This window comes from Trinickia terrae, assembly GCF_005144415.1.
Classification (GTDB): domain Bacteria; phylum Pseudomonadota; class Gammaproteobacteria; order Burkholderiales; family Burkholderiaceae; genus Trinickia_A; species Trinickia_A terrae.
Genome location: NZ_SWJE01000004.1, coordinates 297,555 through 321,027 on the forward strand (window position 1 = coordinate 297,555; position 23,473 = coordinate 321,027).

Below are 23,473 nucleotides of genomic sequence, written 5' to 3' on the forward strand. Positions count from 1 at the left end.
ATAGTCCCAGGCGAAAGCGGGCGCTGCCGTTGTATGAGGCTTGGGGCACCGGCCCCTTCGCCGGTCGCGCTATTTGTATCACGATATCGCGGCAATACGTCCACAATGCGACATCTGCTTACAACCGAAACGAATTACAACCGAAATAAACAGGACAGCGAAGGTGGATCGACTCGTCAGCATGGAAGTCTTCGTGGCCGTGGTCGAGGCGGGCAGCCTGACCGCGGCGGCCGAGCGCTTCGACATCTCGTCGGCGATGGTCGGCAAGCATATCCGCTCGCTCGAGGCGCGGCTTAACGCGCGCCTCATCACGCGCACGACGCGCCGCCAGAGTCTCACCGAGATCGGCCGGCAGTATTACGAGCAGTGCCGGCAGATCCTCGCCGACGTGAAGGCGGCCGAGACGCTCGCCGAGGCGATGGCCGCCGCGCCGCGCGGCGTGCTGAAGGTGACGGCGCCGCTGACTTACGGCGTCGAGGTGTTCTCGCCGCTCATGACCGATTATCTCGGCGCGCACCCCGAGGTCACGCTGGAGCTCGATCTGTCGAACCGGATCAGCGACCTCGTCGAGGAAGGGTTCGATGCTGCGGTAAGAATCGGCAAGCTTGCCGATTCGAGCCTCGTCGCGCGGCCGCTCAAGCCATATCGGATGCGGGCGTGCGCCTCGCCCGAGTATCTCGCGCGCGCCGGCACGCCGCGTACGCCGGTGGATCTCGCCGGGCACGAATGCCTCGGCTTTCTGCATTGGGGCAAGGAGGGGACTTGGCGGCTTCCCGGCGACGGCGACGACGCGTCGGTTTGCCGCCCGCGGCCCGGACGCTTTCGCGCCAACAACGGACAGGCCCTCAAGATGGCCGCGCTGCGCGGCTTCGGCATCGTGCTGCAGCCCGAGGCCTTGCTCGCGAAGGAAATCGAAAGCGGAGCGCTCGTATCGGTGCTCGAAGGCTATCTGCCCGAAGCCGCGCCCGTGCATCTGCTGTATCCGCGCGACCGGCGCACGACGCCGAAGCTCGCGAGCTTCATCGATTTCGTGCTGGAGAAGCTGGGGGCATGAAGGCATCCGGCGACTCGGCGCGATTTATATTACATTGATCATCTTTCGGTGCGCGAACGGCAGCCTGTCAGCGTGTGGCCTTCGTGCCCAACAGCGGAAGAGAGAGGAAGACGATGCGAATTCTCGTAGTGGGCGCCGGAGCGACCGGCGGATATTTCGGCGGCCGCATGGCGGCAGCCGGTGAGGACGTGACGTTTCTCGTGCGCGAGAAGCGCGCCGAAGAGCTCGAGCGCTCGGGGCTCGTCATCAAGAGCCCGAAGGGCGACGCCACGCTCACCAACGTGCAGACCGTGCTCGCCGATCGCATTGACGCGCCGTTCGATCTCGTGCTGCTCAGTTGCAAGGCCTACGACCTCGACAACGCGATCGAGTCGTTTGCGGCGGCTGTGGGTCCGTCGACGGTCATCCTTCCGCTGCTCAACGGCATGCGCCATCTGGACGTGCTGCAGCAGCGCTTCGGCGCGTCGAGCGTGGTGGGCGGCATCTGCTTGATCGCCGCAACGCTCGATGCGAACCGCGCGATCGTGCATATGAACGAGATGCACGCGATTGCCTTCGGCGAGCTCGACGGCACGCGCACCGAGCGCGTGGGCGCGATCGCGAAGGCGCTCGCCGCGGGCGGCTTCGATGTCGATGCGAGCGAGACCATCGTCCAGCAGATGTGGGAGAAGTGGGTGTTCCTCGCGACGCTCGCAGCGAGCACGTGCCTGTTCCGCGGGACGGTCGCCGATATCCACAAGGCTCCCGATGGCAGCGTGGCGATTGCGGCGCTCCTGGCCGAATGCGGTGCGATCGCGGAGGCCAACGGCCACGCGATGCGTCCGCCGTTTTCCGAGCGCACGCGCGGGCTGTTGTTCGCGCCGGACTCGACGCTGTCGGCATCGATGATGCGCGACATCGAGAACGGCCTGCGCACCGAGGGCGATCACGTGCTCGGCGACTTGCTGGCGCGCGAGCGTGGCGCCGTGCAGGCGCAAGGCGGGCTATCGATCCTGCGCATCGCCTACAACCATGTGAAGACCTACGAGGCGCGGCGCGCGCGCACCTCGTCTTAGGCCCAAGGCCGGGCGATAATCCGGCTCTCGCCATCAACCGCACGGCCTTCCATCGATGAGACCCCCGCGCCTCGACCAGCTCGACGACCTCGACCGCAACCTGGTGGCCTTGCTCCAGGCCAACGCCCGCGAGAGCGTGGCGAATCTGGCGCGCCAGCTGGGGGTCGCGCGGACCACCGTGATCGCTCGCATCGAGCGGCTCGAACGGACCAACGTGATCGCCGGCTACAGCGTGCGGCTCGGCCAGGATGTGCTCGATGCGAGCATCTACGCGTACGTCGGCATCATCCTGGCGCCGAAGTTCGGGGCGGACGTGCTCAAGCGCCTCTCGAAGATGCCGGAAGTGCAACTCCTGTGCGCGGTCAGCGGTGAGTTCGACTACGTCGCCTGGCTGCGCGCCGATTCTCCCGACCGCCTCAACGACTTGCTCGACCAGATCGGCGGGCTCGACGGCGTCGAGCGCACGACGACCTCGATCATCCTGGCGCGCAAGATCGACCGCGGGATGATCGGCTAGCCGGCTCGTCACCTAGGGGATCGCTCCGTTGCGAAGCAGCGGCGCATGCAGGTCTCGGCCCGCGTCACGGTCACGCCGTTCAATCTCGACTTGCCGAGCACGCTCGATACCTTCATCGGCATGGGGTTCCATAGCGTCGGATTTTCGCCGCTGCTGCGCGCTTCGAACGGCCGCGCGGAAATGGGACCCGGCGACATGGCGGACATGCTGCAAGGGATGATTGCCTGCGGGCTCGCGTTCGAGCAAAAGGTCATGCGCGGCGAGCGCTACCCTTTCTCGAACATGCAGAACGCACTGCGCGAAATTCAGCGCGGCACGCATCGGCCGTATCCGTGCGGCGCGGGTGCGGGATATTTCGGCGTATCCGCCGATGGCGAGCTGGCGGCTTGTCACCACGAGGTCCTTGCGCGTGGACGCAGCGCCTGCGACTACATCCGCGGCTGGCTGCACTATGTGATCGGCGCGCACGGAAGGCTCGCGCGTTATGCACCCGCCTGGTTTGCCGGGCCGCCAGACACGCCGTCGAACGGCACGGGAGTCGCGTGACTCGCGCGTTCGACATGCTCGTGATCGGCGCCGGCCCTGCCGGTCTGTGCGCGGCGCTTCGCTTGAACCAGCTCGGGCATCATGTGCTGCTAGTCGAACGAAGCCAGCGATGGCCTCGTCCGCAGATCGGGGAGGCCCTGACGCCGGGCGTCCGGAATATCATCGATTACCTCGACGCGAACGAGGCGCTCGAGTCCGTTCCCATCCTTGCAGGCAAGCCCGCGCGCGTGCGCTGGGCGAGCGAAGCGGTCGAGACGGTTGCGCACGATGGCGCCGTCGTGGAGCGTGCCGCGTTCGATGCGGCTCTTCTGCGTTTGGTCCTGGCGCGCGGCGTGGAAGTGCTGCGGCCTGCGAGCCTCACGCAAGTCGACGGAACGCCCGGTGCCTGGCGTGTGCAAATCGTCACGCCCGACGGCTTGCGCAACGCAGAGGCGCATGTGCTGCTCGACGCCCGGGGCCGGCAGAGCCGGCGCGAGCCGCAACGCTTGCATGCGCCTCGGCTGTCCACGGTGTGGGCCGAAACCGCGATGGAACCGCTGGCTCCGCACGCCGATTTCGCCACTCGCGTGGAGGCGCTCGGTGACGGATGGATGTGGGGCGCCGCGTTGCCGGGCGGCCGTTACCGGGTCATGTTCACGTTCGATCCATCCACGCGCGATGACGCGCCCGAGCGCGAACCGGAGTCCGTTTTGCGCAACGCCTGCGCGCGGAGCGCCTTGTTTCAGAGCATGGCTGGTTTGCCCTGGTGCGGCCCGCCTCGCATGTGCGTATCGACGCCCTATGTCGACACGCTCTCCTGGCAGGACGGACGCATCAAGCTCGGGGACGCGGCATTCGCGCTCGACCCGATCTCGTCTTCCGGCGTCGAGAAGGCGATGCGCTTCTCGCTCCAGGCTGCAATCGCGATCAACACGTGGTGCCGGGCGAGCGATGCCTCGGAGCGGGAATTGGCGCAGCGCTTTTACGAATCGCGTCTGGTCGAAAGCGCTGCGCGTCACTTCGCATGGAGCGCCGGGTACTACGGCCAGGCATGGTGTGCCGAATCGCCTTTCTGGCGCCGGCGTTCGACGCCGGCATTGACGCCCGGTACGGCTGCGATGTCCTCACTCGGCGACGATGCCGCGGCACGCGTGGACATCATGACGCGCGCGCTGAGAGCCGAATTGGCGCATGCGTCATCGATTCGGCCGCTGCCGAACGAGCCTGTGCCTCCGTTGCCCTTGCACAGTCCGATCCGGTTCGCTCGCGCTACCGGCATTGTCGTGATGCCCTGCGCGACCGGCGACCGTGTCACCGCTCACCCCGCCTTGCAGCATCCGAGTCTCGATCATCCCGTCGCGTTTTGGAATGGCGTGGCGCTTTTTCCGCTCCTCGACATGTTGACAAGGGCGACGCATCCTCTCGAGCTGATCGCGTTTCTCTGCAGATCGATGGAAGCGGCCAAGGCGCGACAGCTTCTGGAATGGCTGTGGAGCAAGCGAGTGGTCGAGCCCGCCGTCTTCGGCGCGAATACCTGTCCAACCTCATAGGATTCGTGCCGGCGCGGCGTTTCCGCAGCGTCGAGCGGAGCATCGGCTACTGAGCGTTCGAACTCACTGCCATCGACCCCTGAGCATCGGCGGCCCGTTCTGCGAGCCGCGGCCACGCCAGCAGTTCGAACTCATCCGGCGGAACCGGCATCGAATACAAAAAGCCCTGAGCAAAATCGCAACCGACAGCCTTGAGAAAATCCCGTTGCTCGGCGGTTTCCACACCCTCGGCAATGACTTTGAGCCCCAGTTTGTGCGCGAGCACGACCATCGCCTCGCAAAGCGCCTGGTTGTCTTCGTCGACGCTCAGGTTCTGGACGAATGAACGATCGATCTTCAGGTAGTCGATGTCGAAGCGCTTGAGATAGGCGAGCGACGAGTAACCGGTCCCGAAGTCGTCTATCGAGATCCCGATGCCCGCGCGGCGGAAGGTCAGCAGCTTCTCGTCGATCTTCGATTCGGCCTGCAATAGCAGCCCTTCCGTGATTTCCACCGCAACGCTTTGCCCCGGCATCCCTTCGCGCGCGAGGTAGTCGGACCATCGCGCGCACAGCAGGCTGTCTTGACGAACCTGGACCGGAGACATGTTGACGCTGATCTGGAAAGACGGATGGAATTGGCCGCGCCATTGCCGGGCCTGTTGCACGGCTTGCCTGAATACCCAGTCGCCGATGGGAACGATGAGGCCCGTGTCTTCGGCCAGGGAAATGAAATCGAGCGGGCTGATCGTGCCGCGCTCGGGGTGCAGCCAGCGGATCAGCGCCTCGGCTTTGCAAATCTGGCCCGTCGCGAGGTCGACGATGGGCTGGTAACAGACCTGAAACTGCTTGCCGGGCAGGGCGATGCGCAAATCGCTGGTGAGCCGCAGGCGCCTTTCGGCCTCCACCTGCATATCGGGCGTAAAGTAGCTGAAGCGATTGCGCCCGGCGTTCTTGGCCGCATACATCGCTTGATCGGCGTTCTTGAACAGCACGTCGAGATCGCTGGCGTCGTCGGGGTAGAACGTGACGCCGACGCTGGCGGAAATGAAGGCCTCGTCCGCGCCGAGCCGGAACGGCTCGGCCAACTTGCCGTTGATGGTCTTCGCGATCCGTTCAATGCTTTCGGTGTCGTCGAGATTGGGCAAAATGACGGTGAACTCATCGCCGCCAAGACGGGCGACCGTATCCGATTGGCGCACGCACGAACTGATGCGCTTGCTGGCCTCGATCAGCAGAATATCCCCCATGTCGTGCCCCAGGGTGTCGTTGACCTCCTTGAAGCAGTCGAGGTCGATCAGCATCAAGGCCATGCGCTGCCCGGGGCGGCCCGGCTTCCCGGCCTCCTGAACGAGACGGTCATGGAACATCTGGCGATTCGGCAGGCCCGTCAGGGCGTCGAAATTGGCCTGTTTCCAGATGGTTGCCTCGAACGCCATCCGGTCGGAGAGATCGCGGCCCACCGCCAACACGGAAGTCACATTGCCGGAACGATCGACCTCCGGCGTGATGCGGATGTGCGAGCATTGCTCCTTCCCGTCCTTGCCGGCCCATCTCAGCTCGAATTGCGCGCTTTTTCCGCTTGAAACAACGTCGCTGATGATCTTTTCGTAGATGAGCGCGTTGGGGCCGCCTGGGAGCTCCGAGGGCCGCTTGCCGAGCGCTTCGGCGAGGCTGCATTTCGCCAAGGCGCAGAACGCGGGATTGGCGTAAATGCGGCGAGACTCGCGGTCGTAGCGCGCAATGGTATCGGGCGAGTTCTCGATCAGCGTGCGCGACTCCCGCTCCCGCGCGGCGAGTTCCGCCATTCGTTCGGTGACGGCTTGCTCGAGCGAGGCGTTGATCTCGCTGATCTTCTGGATCTTCTGCCTGATCGCCTCGCGCATTCTTTCGAAGCGCTGCGCGAGCCTGCCCAATTCGTCCTGTGCGCCGGCCACGGTTCCCGCCGGCGCCCCGTCGTCCACCTGGGCGCCTGCATCGTCGCCGGTATCGTGCACCTTGCGCGCCAGCTCCCTGAGAGGCGCGGAAATGCTGTGCGAGATGAAGTAGGCAAGGAAGATCGACAGCAGGAGCCCCGAGATGCCGACCAGCACGATCTGGTTTCGTACCGCCTGCGCCTCGACCGTCAGTTTTTTCTCGGCAATGGTGCTGACCACGATCCAGGTCGTGCCGGGGATTCTCGCGTAGGCGGCCAGGTAACGTTCTCCGCTCTTTCCTGCGAACGCGGCGAAGCTTCGCGCCTCGCCCGATGCCGCGTTGTGCGCGATGCTTTCGATGAGGCCGGGTTCGGGCATCGCGCCGGTGTTGGCCGATGCGTCGTCGGCCCGGATGATCACCTTGTTGCCGCTCGCATCGAGAATGTAGATTTGCGTGCCGCTGCCCGTGGCAACGTCGTTGAATATCGTCGAGAAATACTCCGGGCGAACGATCAGAACCAGATTGCCGAGCTGCTCGTTGCTGTTCTTGTCGACGATGGCGCGCACCATCCCGAGGTTTTGTTGTCCGACGCCGTTGCCGTAACTGCCCCAGTAAGTGCGTTCATGCCGGTCCTGAGCCCGCCCGACGAGGCTCGTCACGCCCCGGGGCAATTGCGCGAATGCTTGCGTGTCCAGAATCCGGTTGTTCTTGTCGAGCAGATATTTCTGGTCGATGTAATCGACCGATCCGAAATGCTCGAGGAGCAGGCGCGCCATGTCCAGGCGCGCCTCGCTCTGTTCCTTGGCGCTACCGCTCGCGGCCTTGGCAAGCGCGCCTTGAACCCGATCGGAAAGCACCAGCAGGCTGCTTTCCGTCTCGATCTGCTGCATGCGCAACTCGATGTTTCTCGATACCTGCTTGACCACCTCCTTCGAGAATATCTCAGCGTTCTCCTTGATCGCCGCGACCGACTTCACATACGCGATGCACCCCGAAATGAAGATCGGCAGCAGAGCCAGCAGAATGAAAGCGGCAATCAGCCGGTAGCGAATCTCGACGCGGCGAAGCAGGTCCTGTGAGAGGTAGTCGAAAGCGTGTCGCAGCAACCTTGGAATTGAATTCATTTGTAGTGCATCTTCGCTTCGTTCTTGACCGATTCATCGAGCTGCTTCGCCGCCTCCCTGGGCGTCACTTTCTTGAGCAGCACGTCTTGCATCAATCCATGCAGCAACTCGAGCGTGTTCGAAGGCAGCGCCGAATAGTACGGGCTGGCGGTTACCGAATAGCGGCTGACCGCCTTCGTGTAGTCGACGATTTCCGGGTCGCTGACGGCCGTTCCCGCATCTTGCCGGAACGGCGAGATGTTGTGGCGCTTTCGCTGCAGAATCGGGCGATTGAACGCAGTGGACCGGAATCTGCATATCGGCAGTGGGCATGAATCCTTTAGTTATCGGGGGGCGGGGGTTTTTACGAGGCGGGTTGCGGGCGCCATCAGGCGATCGCGCCCGCTTCCGGCAGCATGGGAAAGAGGGCGCCGAGATCCGCACTCGACCGCGCCCCCGGACTGCGCGAATGCGCCGGTGGCGAGCGTCGCGAGGACACGGCTGCGCCGATGAGCGCGGTGGCCGAATTCCGGCTCTTGTCGAAACGACGGTGGTCCAATCGCGGTGTAGTATTCGGGCACGGCTACGTTGCTATTTGGGCTCGACGGCACGCAGGGCCTCCGTTCCATGACAACGCTGGCCACGCTGATTCCAACTGGCGAAGAGATAGAAGAATGGACCTGGAGACAGCCTCGACGACGCGTGGGGTGGCGTCATGCTGTCATCAGCGGCGGTGGCATCGATCGGAAACACATCATGACAATCGATTGGAAGAGCCGTGTCAGGCTATTTGCCCGGCGTCTCTGGCAGCCTACCAGCGCATGCATGACTTGCATGCCGGGGAGTTGGGCCAATGTAATGAGCCTTGCCCACTGGGCGATTGCAATCCAGACGGGGCTGCTTACTGGAATCCTGGCCGTACTTTTGACTTTTACGCCGGCGGCGAAACTCTACGCGCATCGATTTGGCAATGCGCTGGTCGTCGGCTGCTTGACGGCGTTAGGTGACGCTTTTTCGCACACGGGACACTACCGCATCCCAGCTGTCGAACACATCGTGACGGGTATCGTTTCAGGTCTATTCGCGCTGGCCGCCTCCTATCTCTTCGAAGACCGCGCGCGGCGCATTCGTGCGGTTTGGGCGCGGGTTTTCGGTTAGCTCGTCGGTTGGCGGTCCGAGCCGTCCTGGCCGACCCGACGGAAGTACGCCTGCTTTGACGTTCGCATAACACTATCCAGGATCCGCCATGCCCCTGTCCTTGCATGAAAAAGGCCTGTACTTCGCGCATTCGCTCGCCGATCTGACGGGCAAGCCAGTCGCGGTCTATATCGAACCCACCGGCGTGAAAGCAGGCGGGATCAGTACCGCGACAGACGGCTACCAGATCCGCACGGCGCTGGTGAATTTGCTGCGCAATGGCAATTGCGGGCGCACCGGTTTGATTTGCCTGAGCTATGTGCCGGGGGAACTGGATCGGGGCATGTTCCAGATGAATTCGGTGACTGGCGGACTGTTCTGGGCAACCACCTCGCAAATCCACAAAGCAACCGTCGCTTCATTCGCGTGGACGGCCGGCGTGGTGGCGTATTCGGAAGACGCCCGCCCTTGGGTGACCGCCAGCGAGAGTAACCGCGTGGTGATGGCCAATAGCTGGCTGCGCACCAATCGGCTGGATGGCAAATTGCTGCATCCGCCCATGGTCTCGACCGAAGTCAGCGATATGCGCGGCCGGCTGGCGCGTGAATACACACCGCCCACGGTGGTCGAGGTGCCTGACCTTACCGGCGCGCCGCCGGGCTATCGCCCCACCCCGCTGAGCGACGCAATCTTGATGGCGCTGGCGTATGCGATTGTGCGGGTGTCATGGTCTGAGGGCGCCATCAAGGACGCTGAGCACAGCACGCAGGCCGAGGAGTTCGGCGGCCACAACATCGGCTGCGTCATGATCGACGGCACCGGCAAGATCTTCGGCTGGGGGCTAAACCTGAACGCTGTCGGGGCCAGCCTGCACGGCGAAACGATGGCGATCCTGACCCACCAGCGCACCAACGGCGGACCGCTGCCTGCCGGCACGCGCATCTATACCACCTTGAAGCCTTGCTATATGTGCGCCGGCACCATCGTGAGCGCAGCGCCGGACTGCACCGTCATTTACGGCCAGGACGACCGCAACATCACCAACAGCGCGCTGGATCGACGCGTGAACAACTGCAGCAACGTCATGCGTGCGGGCGAAACAACCGGGCCTGCGCTGCTGCGCATCCAGGGCCGGCAATCCACTACCGGCAGCCTGGCGACCGAAGCCGCGCGCGGGCTGATGGGCGATGCGCTCGAAGAGTTCTTCAGGATCGGCGCAAATATTCCGCCGCACCGATGGGAAAGCGATCTGTGGATGCAAGCCATGGATTTGCTGTGTGCAATCAGCCCGTTTGCCAAGACGCTGTATGGCTATTACTTGAAGGGGCTGGAGGCGCAGTCGAGCTGAGGGCTTGCTTGCGAGGTGTGGCACATGCTCTCCGGCGGTGTCGGCTATACGGGCCCCGGCACCGACTACTTCAGCCGGCTCGACTCCAGCAAAACCATCCGGCGCCTGCTCAGGCGGCTCGCTGATCTGGGCTACCACCCTCAGCCGACACCTGGCGAGTCTTACTCATTGGCTCGTGGCCGTCAAAAGCTCAGGCCTAACAGACCGACGCATCGGAATTGCACCGCAACCACGCGTTTCTGCATTCGCAAAACAGGCCGGGAATTCGTTCGAGCCGTTCGCACATGGAAAGATTGGCGCATGCTTGCTTGCAATTCACGTTATGCGGGAGATAAACATGAGCCGAACGATTTCGTCTAGCTTTCCGACGGTAAGCACGGATACGGCGGCTCATGGCGATGCGCCGCCGCGGTCGGCGCCGGCGAGCGGCGCTTCCGGCCGGAACCCGGATCGCTCCGCGCAGGCCTCAGGCGCACTCGCGGGGCTGAGTCGGCGGAAGTCACAAGGTCCGTCGAGCGAGCAACGTGCCGCTCCTGACGTGACGGCGCCGTTGCCGCTGGAGACGAAACGGGAGGTTACCAATCATGTGCTCCACCTGGACCCGCGCACTTTGGCTGCCTTGTCGCAGACGTCTCGCGCATGGCGGGATGCCATCAAGGGGGATGTCTTTTTGCCCTTGGACGTCATGCCCGGAATCGCGAACGCGATCCACACGTTGACTCAACAAGTGCTGCAAAGCGGATATCAGGGCGATCTCCCCGAGAAGCTGTTGCCAATTTTGTCGCCGCGCAATCGCGAACGGTTCGTCGACGCGACCATCGGCATCCAGGATGAAACGGATAAGAGCTATGCACTGCTCAGGCTGGGTGCCGGGATGGCGCACCTGAGCGAGCCCCAGCGCAACCGCGTCGTCAAGGCGGCCATCGCCATCCAGGATGAATCCGCCAAGGGGCGGGCACTGGGCGGACTGGGTTACCGGATGGCGCACCTGAGCGAGGACCAGCGCAATGGCGTCGTTGACGCGGTCATCGGTATCCGGGGCGAAGATCACAAGGGGTATGCAATGGCTGGACTGGTTGCCGGGATGGCGTACCTGAGCGAGGGCCAGCGCAACCGCGTCGTCAACGCGGTCATCGCCGTCCAGGATGAATCCGCCAAGGGGATGGCACTGGGCAGACTGGGCGCCGAGATGGCCCACCTGAGCGAGGACCAGAGCAACCGCGTCATTGGCGCGGTCATCGCCATCGAGGATAAATTTACCAAGGGGCTGGCACTGGCCGGACTGGGTGCCGGGATGGCCCACCTGAACGAGGGCCAGCGCAACCGTGTCATTGGCGCGGCCATCGGCATCGAGGATGAATCCGTCAAGGGGGCGGCACTGGCCGGACTGGGTGCCCGGATGGCGGACCTGAACGATGCCCAGCGCAAATGCGTCGTTGACGCGGCTACCGGCATCAGGGATGCGGGGTCGAAGGTGTGGGCACTGGTCGGGGTGGCTGCCGGAATGGCGAACCTGGGCGAGGGCCGGCACGACGGCGTCATCGGGGCAGCCATCGGCGCCATGGAGAGCATTACGGATGAAATGTTCAAGTCGATGGCACTGGACAGGCTGGTTGCCGGAATGGCGCTCCTGGGCGAGGACCAATGCGACCGCGTCGTTGACGCGGCCATCGGCATCGAGAATGAATCCGCCAAGGGGCGGACACTGCGCGGACTGGTTGCCGGGATGGCGCACCTGAGCGAGGGCCAGAGCAACCGCGTCGTCAAGGCGGTCATCGCCATGCAGGACGAATTCGCCAAGGGGCTGACACTGGGCACACTGGGTGCCCGGATCGCCCACCTGAGCAAGGACCAGCGCGACAGCGTTGTTGACGCGGCCGTCGGCATCAACGAGGAATCGTACAAGGCAGAGGCGCTGGCCGGGTTGGGTGCCGGGATGGCGCACCTGAACGATGCGCAGCGCAAACGCGTCGTTGACGCGGTCATCGGTATCCAGAATGAATCTGCCAAGGGGCGGGCACTGGCTGGACTGGGTGCCGGTATGGCGGACCTGAACGATGCCCAGCGCAAATGCGTCGTTGACGCGGCTACCGGCATCACGGCTGCACAGCCGAAGGCGACCGCGCTGGCCGCGTTGTGGGAGGGGATGACCGTCCGGCGGAACATAAATACTGGGACTCCTGGATCAGCAGAGGTTACCGGGGGCTCTGTCGCTTAGGAACTCCGCTCCTTCCTTGCGACCAGCGTATCGAGGGGCTTCCGCGCCTAATTCCCCGCCCCCACCGGCAGCTTCTCCGGCTCCGCCAGCGTTTTGTACGGAAGCGTGGATGCCTTCGGATCCGTCGTCGTATCGTCGATGACCCGCTCGACATCGGCCGTCTTGGCGAGCTCGGAGAGGAACTTCTGCTTGTCGAAATCCGGCGCGACGCATCCCTGCACATAGATGAACCGCCGCTGCAGCATGAGCCAGATCGTGGTGTTATCGCGCCAGTGCGTCGCGTAGTTGATGTTCGCCAGCCGCCGATCGACGGCCTCCTTGATCTCCTTGTCGTAGAGATAGCCGTTCGACAGGCGGCAACGCCCCTCGATCCAGCAGCTGTTGCCGCGCTCGATCCGGTAATGGGCCTCGTCGTTCCATTCCTGCTCGTTCTCGAGCGGCCCGAGCGGCTCCGGGCAGTCCGCGATCGCCTTCGAGATCTGAAAGAACGGATCGTTGCCGCGATTCGATCGTGTGCCGTCGGCGAACGCCGCGTGGCTTGCCGTCGACATCATCAAGGCCCATGCGCCGCAGCGGATCAGGCGTTTCATCTCCATCGTTCAGATTCCTCCTTGGTCGTCATCGTGACTTGCGTATTTCGTGACGTGCGCCGGCGACAGCGCCGTTTCGTCCACATCGTCCGGCAGCGCGCCGCCCGCGACCAGTGCGGCGACGGCCCGGCCCACGGCCGGCGCCGTCTGGATGCCGAAGCCGCCCAGCGCCGCGGCCCAGAAGAATCCGGGCGCATCGGGCGCTTCTCCCAGCACGGGAAGCTCGTCGGCCACCACGCTGCGCAGCCCCGCCCATTTGTGCGTCACGCGCGCGACCCGCAACGTCGTGACCGCCTCGAGCCGGGCGACGGCAATCGCCACATCCAGCTCCTCCGGCTGCGCGTCGCAAGGCGGAGCAGGCGTCTCGTCCGACGGGCTCACCATCAGCTTGCCGCTTTCCGGCTTGAAGTAAAAGGTGTCGGCGACGTTCGTCACCATCGGCCACGTCGGCAGCGCGGCGCGCCAGTGCGCATCGCCGGCGGCATCGACGAGCACGGCGGTGCGGCGCTTCGGCATGAGCCCGATCGGCGCGGCGCCGGCCAGCGCCGCCACGTCGTCGGCCCATGCCCCCGCCGCATTGACGAGGCGGCCGGTGGCGAACGCATGGCCGCCCGCCGTCACGACATGCCAGACGCCGGCCTCGCGCCGGATCGCCGTCACGGCTTCCCCCCGCATCGTGCTGCCGCCTCGCGCGCGCACGCCGCGCAGGAAGCCCTGGTGGAGCGCGTCGACATCGATATCCGCGACCGCGGGCCGGGCGAGCGCCCGCGCATAGCCGTGAGGCGCGAGTATCGGACACATGGCGCGAGCGTCGTCGAGCGTGATCTCGAACGCCGCGATCCGCGCATCGCGCCCGGCCGCGAGCGCGGCATCGAAGCGGCCCGTCTGCACGTCGGATTCGGTCGCGAGCGCCACGACGCCGCGCGGCGACAACAGCGGCGCGTCGGCGAACCCGCCCGGCGGCGCTTCGAAAAAAGCGCGGCTCGCCGCCGTCAGCAAGCGCACGGGACGGCTGCCGAAGTATTCGGAGAACAGCGCGGCCGAACGCCCCGTGGCGTGATAGCCGAAGGCGTCCTCGCCTTCGAGCAGGGCGACGCTTCCGCGCTGCGCGAGGAAGTATGCGCACGCGGCGCCGGCAATGCCGCCGCCCACGACAACGACGTCGACGTTCAAATCAATCCTTCGCGGAACAGATAGGCAACGATCTCGTCGGCCGCTTCCTCGGCTGTCGATCGCGTCGTATCGATGCGCATCTCCGGCTGCTCGGGCGCCTCGTAGGGCGAATCGATGCCGGTGAACTGCTTGAGCCTGCCGCTGCGCGCCTTGCGGTAGAGCCCCTTCGGATCGCGGGCCTCGGCGACGGCGAGCGGCGTATCGACATGAATCTCGACGAATTCGCCCTCGCCGAAGAGGCGCCGCGCGGCGAGCCGCTGCTCGCGGAACGGCGAGATGAAGGTGACGAGCACGATGAGACCCGCCTCGACCATGAGCGACGCGACTTCGCCGGCGCGCCGGATGTTTTCGGCGCGGTCGGCATCCGAAAAACCGAGATCGCGGTTGAGCCGGTGGCGCACGTTGTCGCCGTCGAGCACGAAGCTGTGGCGCCCGTGCGCGAACAGGCGCTCATCGACGAGATTCGCGATCGTCGATTTGCCCGCGCCCGAGAGCCCCGTGAACCAGAGCGCACAGGGCCGCTGGTTTTTCTGCTCGGCGCGCGCGGCCTTGTCGATTATCAGTTCGTGCCAGACGAGATGGTTTTCGCTCATGTCAAATCCTCTTGTTGTGGCTTGCGCTTCGAGGGCCGAGCGCAAGCACGAGGCCGGCCGACGCAAGCGCCGAAGCGAGCATGGCCGCATAGATCATCGGGTAGCCGAGCCGGCTCGCCACGAAGCCCGCGGCGATGCCGCCCGCGGCCACGCCGAGGTCCCAGAACGACGTGAACATGCCGAGCGCGGCGCCGTGGTGCGACGGATCGGTGGCGCGGATCACGGCGAGCGCGAGCGACGGGTAGAGCAGCGACAATCCCAGCCCCACCCCTAATCCGCCCATCACCGCCACGGCGAGGTTCGGCGCCATGCCGACGAGCGCAAGCCCGAGCGCTTCGACGAGCGCCGAGCCGAACGCGACGCGATAGGGGCCGAGCTTGTCGGGCCAATGGCCGAGAAAGAGCCGCGAGCCGACATACGCGAAGCCGAACACGTTGAACGCCAGGATGCCGTTGTCGATGCCTTTCTTCGCCATGTGGAGCGAGACGAACGAGGCGAGCGCGGCGTACCCCATCGACGCGAGCGCGAGCGCGATGCCGGGTGCGATGGCCGCCGCGGGAAAGAGCGCGCTCTTCTTCGCCGGGGCCGCGTGCGCCGGCGCCGCCTTCGATGCGATGAACAGCGTGCCGACGAGCGGCACGACGGTGCAGATCGCCCAGACCGGGCCGAAATCGAGCGCCTTCAGAAGCGTGGCGCCGGCCAGCGCGCCGAGCGTCACGCCGGTCCACATGCTCACGCCATAGAGGCCGACGATCTTGCCGCGGCGCTCGGCCGGGGCGAGGGCGACGAGCCACGTCGCGCCCGCGGTGAACACGGCGCCCTCGCCGATGCCGTGCAGCGCACGCACCGCGATCAGCGCCGGCACGCTCGCGGCGAGCGCGTAGGCGGCGCCCGCGAGCGCGCAGAGCAGAGCGCCCGCGAGCATCAGCACCTTGTGTCCGATGCGGTCGGAGAGGCGTCCGGCCACGGGCCGCGTCAGCACGACGGCCACGGCGATCGCGGCGATGACCGTGCCCACGTCGACATCGCCGCCGCCGATCCTGCCCCGCACATAGAAGGGCAGGACCGAGAGCGTCGCGCCAATGCCGAAATGGCAGAAAAAGAGACCGAGAAAAAGCGGCAGGTACGGCCGATAAAACCGCAGCCCGCTACCCGTGGCCTGAGCCACGCCCGCTTCCGATGTCCCTGCCGCGCTTCTATCCATCGATGCCTCCGCTTTCGTTGCGTCGTCGATCCCGATCCGCCGTCCGCTGCTCAGCCCGGAATGGCGTGGAAGAAGTGCGTCGGCAGATGCACGGCCAGCCCTTCGTAGATCTCCGCGCAGACGGCCAGCCCGTCCGACGCGAAGGTGCCCTCAGGCGGTGTGCCGACGCGGATCACCGATCTGCCCCAGTGCAGCAGGCGCGCGGCCACGGCGAAATCGCCGACGAGCGCGCAGCCGGGCGCGACCATCCGCGTGCGCACGATCAGCGTGCCGTTGCCCTTGAGATCGGCGAGCAGGGTGCCTTTGCCCATCATCAGGTGGTAGTAGTCGACGGGGTTCACGATCATCGCGTGCGCGGTCGCGCCGTTCTGCTCGATCTCGTTGCACGCGGCCATCACGCCGTCGACGTAGCCGCCCGAGTACTTGAGCTCGGTCACGCCGGGACAATTCAACAGCCCGTGAGGCCCGAGCGTCAGCGCCTGGTTTTCGGCCGTGGCGAGGCGCACGAGCAGGCGATAGTCGATGAACTCGGCGAGCGCGCGTTCGTCCTTGAAAAGCGCTTCGGGAATCTGCACCCAGGCGGTAATGGGCCGCACGGACGCCTCGCTCGTGCCGAAGCGGAACGTCGCTTCCTGGCGCAGCGCGCCTTCGAAAATGCCGGACGCCTGGTCCTTCGACGGCCGGCTCTCCGACCAGAAGCGGCTCGTCGGCTCCTCGATGCGCCGTTTCTTGAAGAGCTGGCTCACCATCAGGCGCGGCCGGTCCTGGGTCGGCTTGAAGGCTTCCGTGATCGTGTAGTCGAAATGGACTTCGGTGTTCGGGCCGTGCTCGAGGAATGCACGAGCGAACACTTCGCCCGAGGAGAGCTGGTCGACGGTATCGGCGGCGATGGGTTTGCCTGACATGAAGTGGCCTCGCTAAGCGGAAAACAAGCGTTCAAAAAACGGAACGGAAATCAGCGGATCGCGTGACGGATCAGCTTTTCGTAAAAGGGCTGGTGGTGCTCGAAGTACTGCTTGAGCAGCGGGTGGTTGTCGGCCGTCACCTCGTAGTCCCGGCTCGGCGCAAAGAAGCCCGAGCTCTGCGCGACGCCGGTGTGCCACGCCTGCGTGCGCCGCCATTCGGGACGGTCCTCGGGCGCCCAGGCGAGCGCGCGCTCGACGAACGGCAGGTCCACTTCGCCGCACCAGCGGGCGACGACGGCGCGAGGATCGGCGACGAGCCGCTCGGCGTCGATCACGGCCGGCAGCTTCGGCTTGAGCCCGCGCACGAGTTCGAAGATCTCGAACAGATGCTCGTAGCCGACCTCCTTGCAGGTGATGGTCGGCTTCATGTGATAGAGCGAGCTGATCGTCCGATGCGGCTCGCGGACGATGAACGTGTGCTCGAAATCGGCGATCTCCTCGGGATGCGCGAAGAGGTACTCGTAGCGATGCTCGACGGTGTCCTTGAAGAACACGGTGCGCGTGCGCGCCAGCTCGCGCATCTGCCCGAACAGCGCCGCCTCCGAATCGACTTCCAGCAGGCCGCCGCTGCCGTCCGGCACGCTCACGCGCCCCTCGTCGATGAGCGTGACGAGCGGCTCGTGAATGACCGTCACGTCGCCGCGCTCGATCATCATCCGCAGAAATGCCGTCGACATCGCGCGCTGATGCGCCCACATTGCGATGATCTTGTTCATGTTCGGCCTCCGGATGCTCATTGCGACCAGGCGGTCGGCGTGCGGTCCCAGCGATGCTTGCGCAGTTCGGCGAGCAGCTCGGGCGGCAAGGGCGGCCCGTCGCTCACGGCCATGTTCGCGTGGACGTTGGCAAGCTTGCGCATGCCCGGGATCACCGTCGACACGGCCGGGTGGTGGAGGATGAAGCGCAGGGCGAGCTCGGGCAAGGTCGAGCCCGCGGGCACGATGCGCTTCGCCGCATCGGCGCGCTCGACGGTCGGCCCGAGGTTCTCCGGGCCGAAATAGGTGCTGCGCCAGTCCTCGGGCGGGAAGGTGGCCGCTTTCGTCAGCGTGCCGGTCAGGCCGCCTTCGTCGAACGGCACGCGGGCGATGATGCCGATGTCCTTCTCCCGCGCGACGCGAAAGAGCACGTCTTCAGGCGCCTGGTCGAAGACGTTGTAGATGACCTGGATGACGTCGATGAGGCCCGTCTCGATTGCCTTCAGGCAGTTCGCCGGCTCCCAGCGGTTCACGCTGATCCCGATGCCTCCGATGAGCCCCTCGGCGCGCAAGTCGCTCATCGCGCGCTGCCACGTTTCGTCCTCGGCCCAGCGGTCTTCCCAGACATGGAACTGCATCAAGTCGATCGTCGCGAGCCCGAGGTTCTCGAGACTGCGCTCGGTGTATTCGCGAATGTGGGCCGCGGGAAACACGTCCTCGAGCGTGTCGCCGGGCCGCGGCGGCCATTCGCGGTTCTTCGGCGGAATCTTCGTCGCCACATAAAGGCGCTTGTCCGGATGCGCGCGCAGCAGCTCGCCGAGCATGCGCTCGCTGATGCCGCGGCCATAGACCCATGCCGTATCGAAGAAATTGCAGCCGGCCTCGACGGCCGCGTTCAGGCAGTCCGGCGCCGTCTCATAGTCGGCGCCCGTGAAATTGCCGGGGCCGCCAGCGATGCCCCACATGCCGTAGCCGATCTCGCTGACCTGCCATCCCAGGCGTCCCATTCTCCGGTATTGCATGCATGCTCCTTGTTTGTGGTCCTTGGTCTACGAATGCAAACGATGTCTCAGTGCGCGCCGGGCCGCCCCAAGCGTACTGAGACGCCCCCTCGGGGGGAGCGCTGCATGGGACCGGAGTAAGCGCTAAAGCGCCAACTCCGGTCGACAGCGAACGAAGTGAGCGTGGGGGGAGTTTCATCTCAGCAAAATTGCGCGAGATGGCGGCCATACGCGGCGATCGCCTCGGAGAGGTCGGCTTCCGCGAGCCCGTGAGTTCGTTCGAGCGCCTCGCAAGCGCTTCGGGAAAAGAGACTCGGATTGTTCGTCAGCGCGTTCGAGAACGCCTCGGCGAGCGCGGCCTCGCCGCTGTCCGCGCGCGGCAGCAGCCGGCGCAGATAGCCGAGCTCGCGCGGGCCGCCTTGCGCGATGCGCGCTTCGAGCGCGGCGAGCCATTGCGTGCAGGTGAGCGTGTCGAGCGCATGGCCCGCATGTTCGAGCGCACCCGCGAAAGAGACGCTTTGCGCATGGAAGACGTGATAGGCCCCGTTCCACGCGGCGGGATCGAAGATCGCCGAGACGACGCGGTTTGCCACATAGTCGACGGGCGACCAATCCGAATACATCGCCACGGCAGGCCGCGCCTTCAGCAGCGCAAACGCCGTCAGCAGGAAATGCGTGAGCGCCCGCGCGTTCGGGATGCCTTCGGCGGCGGAGGGCATCACCTCGCCGAGCCGGAATATCGTGACGGGCGCTCCCTCGCGGCGCGCTTCGAGCAGCATCCGTTCGGCGGCCCACTTCGAGCGGCTGTAGCCCGACTTCGGGCGCTCGGCGAACTCGGGATCGAACGCTTCGTCGAGCAAAGCGGTGTGGCGCAGCGCCTGCGCCTCGAGCGCGCCGAGCGTCGAAATGAAGAAGAGCGGCTTCATGCGTCCCGTGAGCGAGAGACGCAGCAACTCCTGTGTCGCGAGCACATTCGACGCGCGATGGGCGCGATAGTCGTAGACGAAATTGACGAGCGCCCCGCAATGGAGAATCGCGTCGCATCGCGCGGCGAGCGCGTCGCGGCCGGCCGCATCGAGGCCGAGCCCCGGCGTGGCGAGATCGCCCTTGACGGCGTGCAGGCGGCCCGCGTAGCGGTCGTCCCAAAGACGCTTGCGCTTGAACAGGTCGACGAGGGCGTGCTGCGCGTCGCCTTCGGCGCGCGTCAGCACGAAGACCTGAAGATCGTCGCGGCGTTCGAGCAGCGCCTTCGCGAGGTAGCTGCCGACGAAGCCGGTGCCGCCGGTCAGGAGCACGCTCGCGGGCGCCGCGGCTTCATGCGAGGCCGCGGGCAGCGAGCGCAGATGTCCGTGCGCCGTCCCGAACAGCTCGGCGCGTGCGGTTCCGGCATAGCGGGCGTCGCGCTCCAGCGTCTCTTCCTCGGATTCGCCGGTCTCGCCGCCGGCCAGCAGGTGTTCGATTCGCGCACCGGCCCTCGCCGCGCTCGCGTGAGCGAGCAGGTCGTGGACGCTGAAGCGCACCGGAAACAGGCGTTCGAGCTCCGCCGTCGCCGCGAGTGCTTGCAGCGAATCGCCGCCGGCCTCGAAGAAATCGTCGTCGGCCGCGAGGTCGGGCCGCGCGATGAGGCTGCGGAATACCGCCAGGACGCGCCCGGTCACGCCTTCTCCGGATGACGGCGCCGTCCGTTCCTGCTCGGCCAGATGCGCGTCGAGCTGCGCCTGAAGCTGCTTGCGGTCGACCTTGCCGTTCTCCGAGAGCGGCATCGAGACGAGCACGAAATAGTGGCGGGGCAGGCTGGCGCGCGGCAGGAAGCCGCGCAAATGGCGCTCGAGCGCGGTGCGGTCGAGGTCCGGTTCGCCCGTCACGAACAGCGCGATCGACTTTGCCCCGCGATGCGTCGCGACGAGCGCCTTCGCATGGCGGACCTGCGGGCAGCGCTCGGCTGCCGCCTCGACCTCGCCGAGCTCGATCCGCACGCCGCCCACCTTGACCTGGAAATCCTTGCGCCCGACGAAGCGCAGCTTGCCGCGGCTGTCGAAGTAGCCGAGATCGCCCGTGCGGTAGAGCAGGGCGCCCGGAATAGCCGGGAACGGATTGCCGACGAAGGCGCGCGCCGTGACTTCCGGCTGCTTGACGTAGCCCGCGCCGACGCAGATACCGCCGATCAGCAGCTCGCCGCACGCGCCGGGCGGCAGCGGCCGCAGCTCGTCGTCGACGACGACGACATAGCAGTTGTCGATCGGACGGCCGATCGGAATCGACATGCCGTCGGCCGCCTCGACGGGATGGAACACCATGCCGATCGACGTTTCGGTCGGGCCATAGGCATTCGTGATCCGCAATTGCGGGAGGAGCGCGCGAAGCTTGTGCACCATCGGCGGCGTGATCTCCTCGCCGCCGACGATCAGCTCGGTGAGCGTCGCGAGCTTCGCGGCGGCACGAGGATCGCGTTCGGCCAGCGCGACGACTTCGTTGAAGACGCTCGGCACGAAGTCCGTCATCGTGATGCGATGGCGCGCGATCGTCTCGACGGTCGCTTCCAGATCGAGGAAGGCGTCTTGCCTCGGAATCACCACCTCTGCGCCCGAGGTCAGCGGCCAGAAGAGCTGCCAGACCGACGAGTCGAACGTGTGCCGGCTGTTCTGCAAGATTCGCCGCTCGCCCGCGTTGCGGTCGAAGTAGCGCGACATGAAGCGGAAGCGGTTCGCGAGGCCGCCGTGAAGGTTCAGTGCGCATTTCGCACGGCCCGTCGTGCCCGATGTGAAGATGCCGTAGATCGCGTCGTCAGGGCCGATCTCGACGCCGGGACGCAATGGCAACGACAGCGGCAGCGGCGCGAGCGCGCCGATATCGAGCGGGAGGGCGCAATGGCGGAATGCGTCGGGAAGATCGCCGGCGTTTGCGCAGACGACCACGTCGCTCGCGAGCGTCTCGATCGCTTGCACGAGGCGCTCGGCGGGCCACGCCCGGTCGAGCGGCACGAAAGCCGCGCCGAGCTTCATGAGCGCGTGATAGGCGACGGGCATCTCGAGGCTGTTGGCGAGCAGCACGGGAACGATCGCGCCTTTCGCGACACCACGTGAGCTCAGTTTCGCCGCGAATGCATTGGCGAGACCGTCGAACTCGCGATAGCTGAGGGAGCGGCCCTCGAAGCGGTAAGCGGGACGCTCGGGATGGCGCTCGGCGTTCTCCTCGATCATGTGCGGGATCGCGCGCCACGGGCCGTAGTCGCGGGCCTCGCCGGCCAGCCAGCCGAGCACCATCTGCCGCGACGCCGAACCGAGACCGCGCGCCTGCCCGGGCGTCGCCGCCGGATCGGTCAGCAGCTCGTGAAGGATTTCCGCATAGAGTTCCGCGACGGCGTCGCAGGCTTGCGCCCAGGGATCGTCCTCGGCGCAGACGGCGATCACCGAAAGCATGTCCTCGCCGAGCCGGAAAAGGATGCGCACGGCGGCCTGGCCGGCGTTCAGCTCGACGGGCCGGTCGATGAGGTCGACTTGCAGTGCGCGCCGGGGCGCCTCGGCTGCGCGCGCGGCATCGAGCATCCCAAGCGCCTCGGCCACGGGAACGCGGCTTAGTCGATCGTGCTCGAAATGCGTCCAATGCGCGCCCTGATGCATCGCGGTGTGTGCGGCGCCGCGCCAGTGGCGGGTGCCGACGCTGACGGGCAAGTATCGGCCGAGCCGGGCGCTCACCTCGATCGCGGCAAGCGCGGCGATGAGGACGAGCGAACGAAGTTCCGTGCCCGGCTCGATGCGCCGCATCGGTCTCGCATAATGACCGAGCATTTGCACGGCAAATGGAGATTCAATCGCCGCTTCGCCGGCATCGAAGGATGGATTTACATCCTCGCTTCCAGCAGACATCAAGTGGATTCTTGCCATTTTTATATTGGCGGACATCAATGAGTCACAACTGTTGATTAAGACGAGCTCCACCCGGCCATATATGACCAGTGGCCTCGTTACCGCGAGACGTGCCATTTCCTTCAACGCTCTGGCCAAGCCGGAGCATCGAAATTCTCCACTTCGATACTGCTTTCCGATTAAGACGAGCTCCACGGACTTTATATAGTTCCAGTGGCCTCGTAACTGCGAGACGTGCCAATGCTTTCAGCGGTCCGACTCAAGCCGGAGCATTGAAATATTCCACTGCGATGCTGCTTTTCAGGTTTTTCAGCGCGGTGATGCTATGGCCCTCGATTCGGCTCGAGCGTTAAGACGCAAGAGTCGCGTTTCTTCAAACCACCAAGTCTTCTTTTCGTTCGATTAAGTAGATGGACTGGGCGCGATTGAATCATGCCATTTTCAGCTTGGCAATAGTTCAGATGAATAATTTTCTGGCGTAACTAAGCGGTTAAATCCATCGGCTTATACGCAAGCCGGCTCGCGGCGGCGCAGCATTGCGTTTGCGATCAATGGGATCGATGAGGTTTTTAAACAAAACGCATAAAACCTTTGCGCCATTGAGGCTCGCAACCCCGTCCGGCAGCTCCTCGGACGGCGCCGGATAGCCCGTATCCACGGCACGCCCATGGCCGGACGGCAGTTGCGAGGCTCGCCAAGGGGCCGCGTGGGTCGACTCCGCCTGAACTTTCAACCATCGCGGGCTCCCGAATCGCGCCAACAGACGCCGGGTCGAACTTCCCGCATGGCCGGCTCCCCGGCAGGGAAACCTTTCGGCCAGCAATTGTGACGTTATTCGGATCAAGCGATCTCATTGTTTGCGCTGCGGTCGGTCTAAGACATCTGTTGAGTCCCTATGGACAAACACTGCGATATCGATTATATGGTAAGAAGAATACAAATCAACGGGGGTATAAATGCGTGTAAATACGTTGTCGGCCTATA

General features: G+C 65.2%; 17 protein-coding genes and 1 pseudogene. 8 read left to right on the plus strand and 10 right to left on the minus strand.

What is annotated here, in order from left to right; translation table 11 throughout:
• The first annotated feature begins 163 nt into the window (after positions 1 to 163).
• From FAZ69_RS09140 to qhpG, 5 genes are all read left to right on the plus strand, one after another.
• Positions 164 to 1,054, plus strand: a complete 891-nt coding sequence (locus FAZ69_RS09140) for a LysR family transcriptional regulator (protein ID WP_136893626.1) — start codon at positions 164 to 166, stop codon at positions 1,052 to 1,054.
• 113 nt (positions 1,055 to 1,167) lie between these two features.
• On the plus strand, positions 1,168 to 2,109 hold the full coding sequence (gene panE / locus FAZ69_RS09145; RefSeq protein ID WP_136893627.1) for a 2-dehydropantoate 2-reductase: 942 nt from the start codon (positions 1,168 to 1,170) through the stop codon (positions 2,107 to 2,109).
• A 55-nt stretch (positions 2,110 to 2,164) separates the two neighbouring features.
• Positions 2,165 to 2,626 (plus strand): Lrp/AsnC family transcriptional regulator, encoded by a 462-nt coding sequence (locus FAZ69_RS09150; protein WP_136893628.1) that lies wholly within the window; start codon positions 2,165 to 2,167, stop codon positions 2,624 to 2,626.
• Between the two features lie 45 nt (positions 2,627 to 2,671).
• Positions 2,672 to 3,172 (plus strand): radical SAM protein, encoded by a 501-nt coding sequence (locus FAZ69_RS09155; protein ID WP_240702157.1) that lies wholly within the window; start codon positions 2,672 to 2,674, stop codon positions 3,170 to 3,172.
• Entirely contained in the window at positions 3,169 to 4,701 is a 1,533-nt protein-coding gene (gene qhpG, locus FAZ69_RS09160) for a flavin-dependent monooxygenase QhpG (RefSeq protein WP_136893629.1), read from the plus strand. The genes FAZ69_RS09155 and qhpG overlap by 4 nt, the downstream gene beginning before the upstream one ends.
• A gap of 46 nt (positions 4,702 to 4,747) precedes the next feature.
• Here the strand turns inward: qhpG and FAZ69_RS09165 are convergent, their stop codons facing one another.
• Complete coding sequence (locus FAZ69_RS09165) at positions 4,748 to 7,720, minus strand: bifunctional diguanylate cyclase/phosphodiesterase (protein WP_136893630.1); 2,973 nt, start codon at positions 7,718 to 7,720, stop codon at positions 4,748 to 4,750.
• A pseudogene (locus FAZ69_RS09170) lies at positions 7,717 to 7,986 on the minus strand (carbohydrate ABC transporter substrate-binding protein); the annotation flags it as partial. The pseudogene FAZ69_RS09170 and the gene FAZ69_RS09165, both read right to left, overlap by 4 nt.
• 469 nt (positions 7,987 to 8,455) lie before the next feature.
• On the opposite strand from FAZ69_RS09170, the gene FAZ69_RS09175 reads away from it, so the two are divergent.
• The 3 genes from FAZ69_RS09175 (at position 8,456) to FAZ69_RS09190 (ending at position 12,402) form a co-directional block, all read left to right on the plus strand.
• Entirely contained in the window at positions 8,456 to 8,857 is a 402-nt protein-coding gene (locus FAZ69_RS09175) for a hypothetical protein (protein ID WP_136893683.1), read from the plus strand.
• 88 nt (positions 8,858 to 8,945) lie between these two features.
• Entirely contained in the window at positions 8,946 to 10,184 is a 1,239-nt protein-coding gene (locus tag FAZ69_RS09180) for a Bd3614 family nucleic acid deaminase (protein ID WP_136893631.1), read from the plus strand.
• A 337-nt stretch (positions 10,185 to 10,521) separates the two neighbouring features.
• Positions 10,522 to 12,402 carry an F-box protein gene (locus tag FAZ69_RS09190; RefSeq protein WP_169708599.1) on the plus strand — a complete coding sequence of 627 codons (1,881 nt, stop codon included), beginning with the start codon at positions 10,522 to 10,524 and terminating at the stop codon, positions 12,400 to 12,402.
• Positions 12,403 to 12,449: 47 nt separating this feature from the next.
• Here FAZ69_RS09190 and FAZ69_RS09195 read toward each other — a convergent pair whose 3' ends face one another.
• The 8 genes from FAZ69_RS09195 to FAZ69_RS09230 all read right to left on the minus strand — a co-directional run bounded on the left by FAZ69_RS09195 (position 12,450) and on the right by FAZ69_RS09230 (position 22,387).
• Complete coding sequence (locus FAZ69_RS09195; RefSeq protein WP_136893684.1) at positions 12,450 to 12,992, minus strand: hypothetical protein; 543 nt, start codon at positions 12,990 to 12,992, stop codon at positions 12,450 to 12,452.
• A gap of 9 nt (positions 12,993 to 13,001) precedes the next feature.
• Complete coding sequence (locus FAZ69_RS09200; protein ID WP_136893633.1) at positions 13,002 to 14,165, minus strand: NAD(P)/FAD-dependent oxidoreductase; 1,164 nt, start codon at positions 14,163 to 14,165, stop codon at positions 13,002 to 13,004.
• Entirely contained in the window at positions 14,162 to 14,848 is a 687-nt protein-coding gene (gene cysC, locus FAZ69_RS09205; RefSeq protein WP_136893634.1) for an adenylyl-sulfate kinase, read from the minus strand. Before cysC ends, FAZ69_RS09200 begins: the two co-directional genes overlap by 4 nt.
• Positions 14,760 to 15,962, minus strand: coding sequence for an MFS transporter (locus FAZ69_RS09210; protein ID WP_136893635.1), 1,203 nt, complete (start codon positions 15,960 to 15,962; stop codon positions 14,760 to 14,762). The genes cysC and FAZ69_RS09210 overlap by 89 nt, the downstream gene beginning before the upstream one ends.
• Before the next feature lie 50 nt (positions 15,963 to 16,012).
• Positions 16,013 to 16,867, minus strand: coding sequence for a family 3 encapsulin nanocompartment shell protein (locus FAZ69_RS09215; RefSeq protein WP_136893636.1), 855 nt, complete (start codon positions 16,865 to 16,867; stop codon positions 16,013 to 16,015).
• A 50-nt stretch (positions 16,868 to 16,917) separates the two neighbouring features.
• A complete protein-coding gene (locus FAZ69_RS09220) occupies positions 16,918 to 17,643 on the minus strand; it encodes a sulfotransferase-like domain-containing protein (protein ID WP_136893637.1) in 726 nt (241 codons plus the stop codon).
• A gap of 17 nt (positions 17,644 to 17,660) precedes the next feature.
• Entirely contained in the window at positions 17,661 to 18,644 is a 984-nt protein-coding gene (locus FAZ69_RS09225) for an aldo/keto reductase (RefSeq protein ID WP_136893638.1), read from the minus strand.
• A 179-nt stretch (positions 18,645 to 18,823) separates the two neighbouring features.
• Positions 18,824 to 22,387, minus strand: coding sequence for a non-ribosomal peptide synthetase (locus tag FAZ69_RS09230; protein ID WP_169708600.1), 3,564 nt, complete (start codon positions 22,385 to 22,387; stop codon positions 18,824 to 18,826).
• Positions 22,388 to 23,473 lie beyond the last annotated feature (1,086 nt).

Coding starts and splice junctions, on each gene's coding strand:
- FAZ69_RS09210 (WP_136893635.1), bottom strand. CDS start 15,962: ATGGATAGAAGCGCGGCAGGGACATCGGAAGCGGGCGTGGCTCAGGCC.
- panE (WP_136893627.1), top strand. CDS start 1,168: ATGCGAATTCTCGTAGTGGGCGCCGGAGCGACCGGCGGATATTTCGGC.
- FAZ69_RS09215 (WP_136893636.1), bottom strand. CDS start 16,867: ATGTCAGGCAAACCCATCGCCGCCGATACCGTCGACCAGCTCTCCTCG.
- cysC (WP_136893634.1), bottom strand. CDS start 14,848: ATGCGGCCATGCTCGCTTCGGCGCTTGCGTCGGCCGGCCTCGTGCTTG.
- FAZ69_RS09175 (WP_136893683.1), top strand. CDS start 8,456: ATGACAATCGATTGGAAGAGCCGTGTCAGGCTATTTGCCCGGCGTCTC.
- FAZ69_RS09180 (WP_136893631.1), top strand. CDS start 8,946: ATGCCCCTGTCCTTGCATGAAAAAGGCCTGTACTTCGCGCATTCGCTC.
- FAZ69_RS09155 (WP_240702157.1), top strand. CDS start 2,672: ATGCAGGTCTCGGCCCGCGTCACGGTCACGCCGTTCAATCTCGACTTG.
- FAZ69_RS09230 (WP_169708600.1), bottom strand. CDS start 22,387: ATGCGGCGCATCGAGCCGGGCACGGAACTTCGTTCGCTCGTCCTCATC.
- FAZ69_RS09220 (WP_136893637.1), bottom strand. CDS start 17,643: ATGAACAAGATCATCGCAATGTGGGCGCATCAGCGCGCGATGTCGACG.
- FAZ69_RS09195 (WP_136893684.1), bottom strand. CDS start 12,992: ATGAAACGCCTGATCCGCTGCGGCGCATGGGCCTTGATGATGTCGACG.
- FAZ69_RS09190 (WP_169708599.1), top strand. CDS start 10,522: ATGAGCCGAACGATTTCGTCTAGCTTTCCGACGGTAAGCACGGATACG.
- FAZ69_RS09150 (WP_136893628.1), top strand. CDS start 2,165: ATGAGACCCCCGCGCCTCGACCAGCTCGACGACCTCGACCGCAACCTG.
- FAZ69_RS09225 (WP_136893638.1), bottom strand. CDS start 18,644: ATGCAATACCGGAGAATGGGACGCCTGGGATGGCAGGTCAGCGAGATC.
- FAZ69_RS09165 (WP_136893630.1), bottom strand. CDS start 7,720: ATGAATTCAATTCCAAGGTTGCTGCGACACGCTTTCGACTACCTCTCA.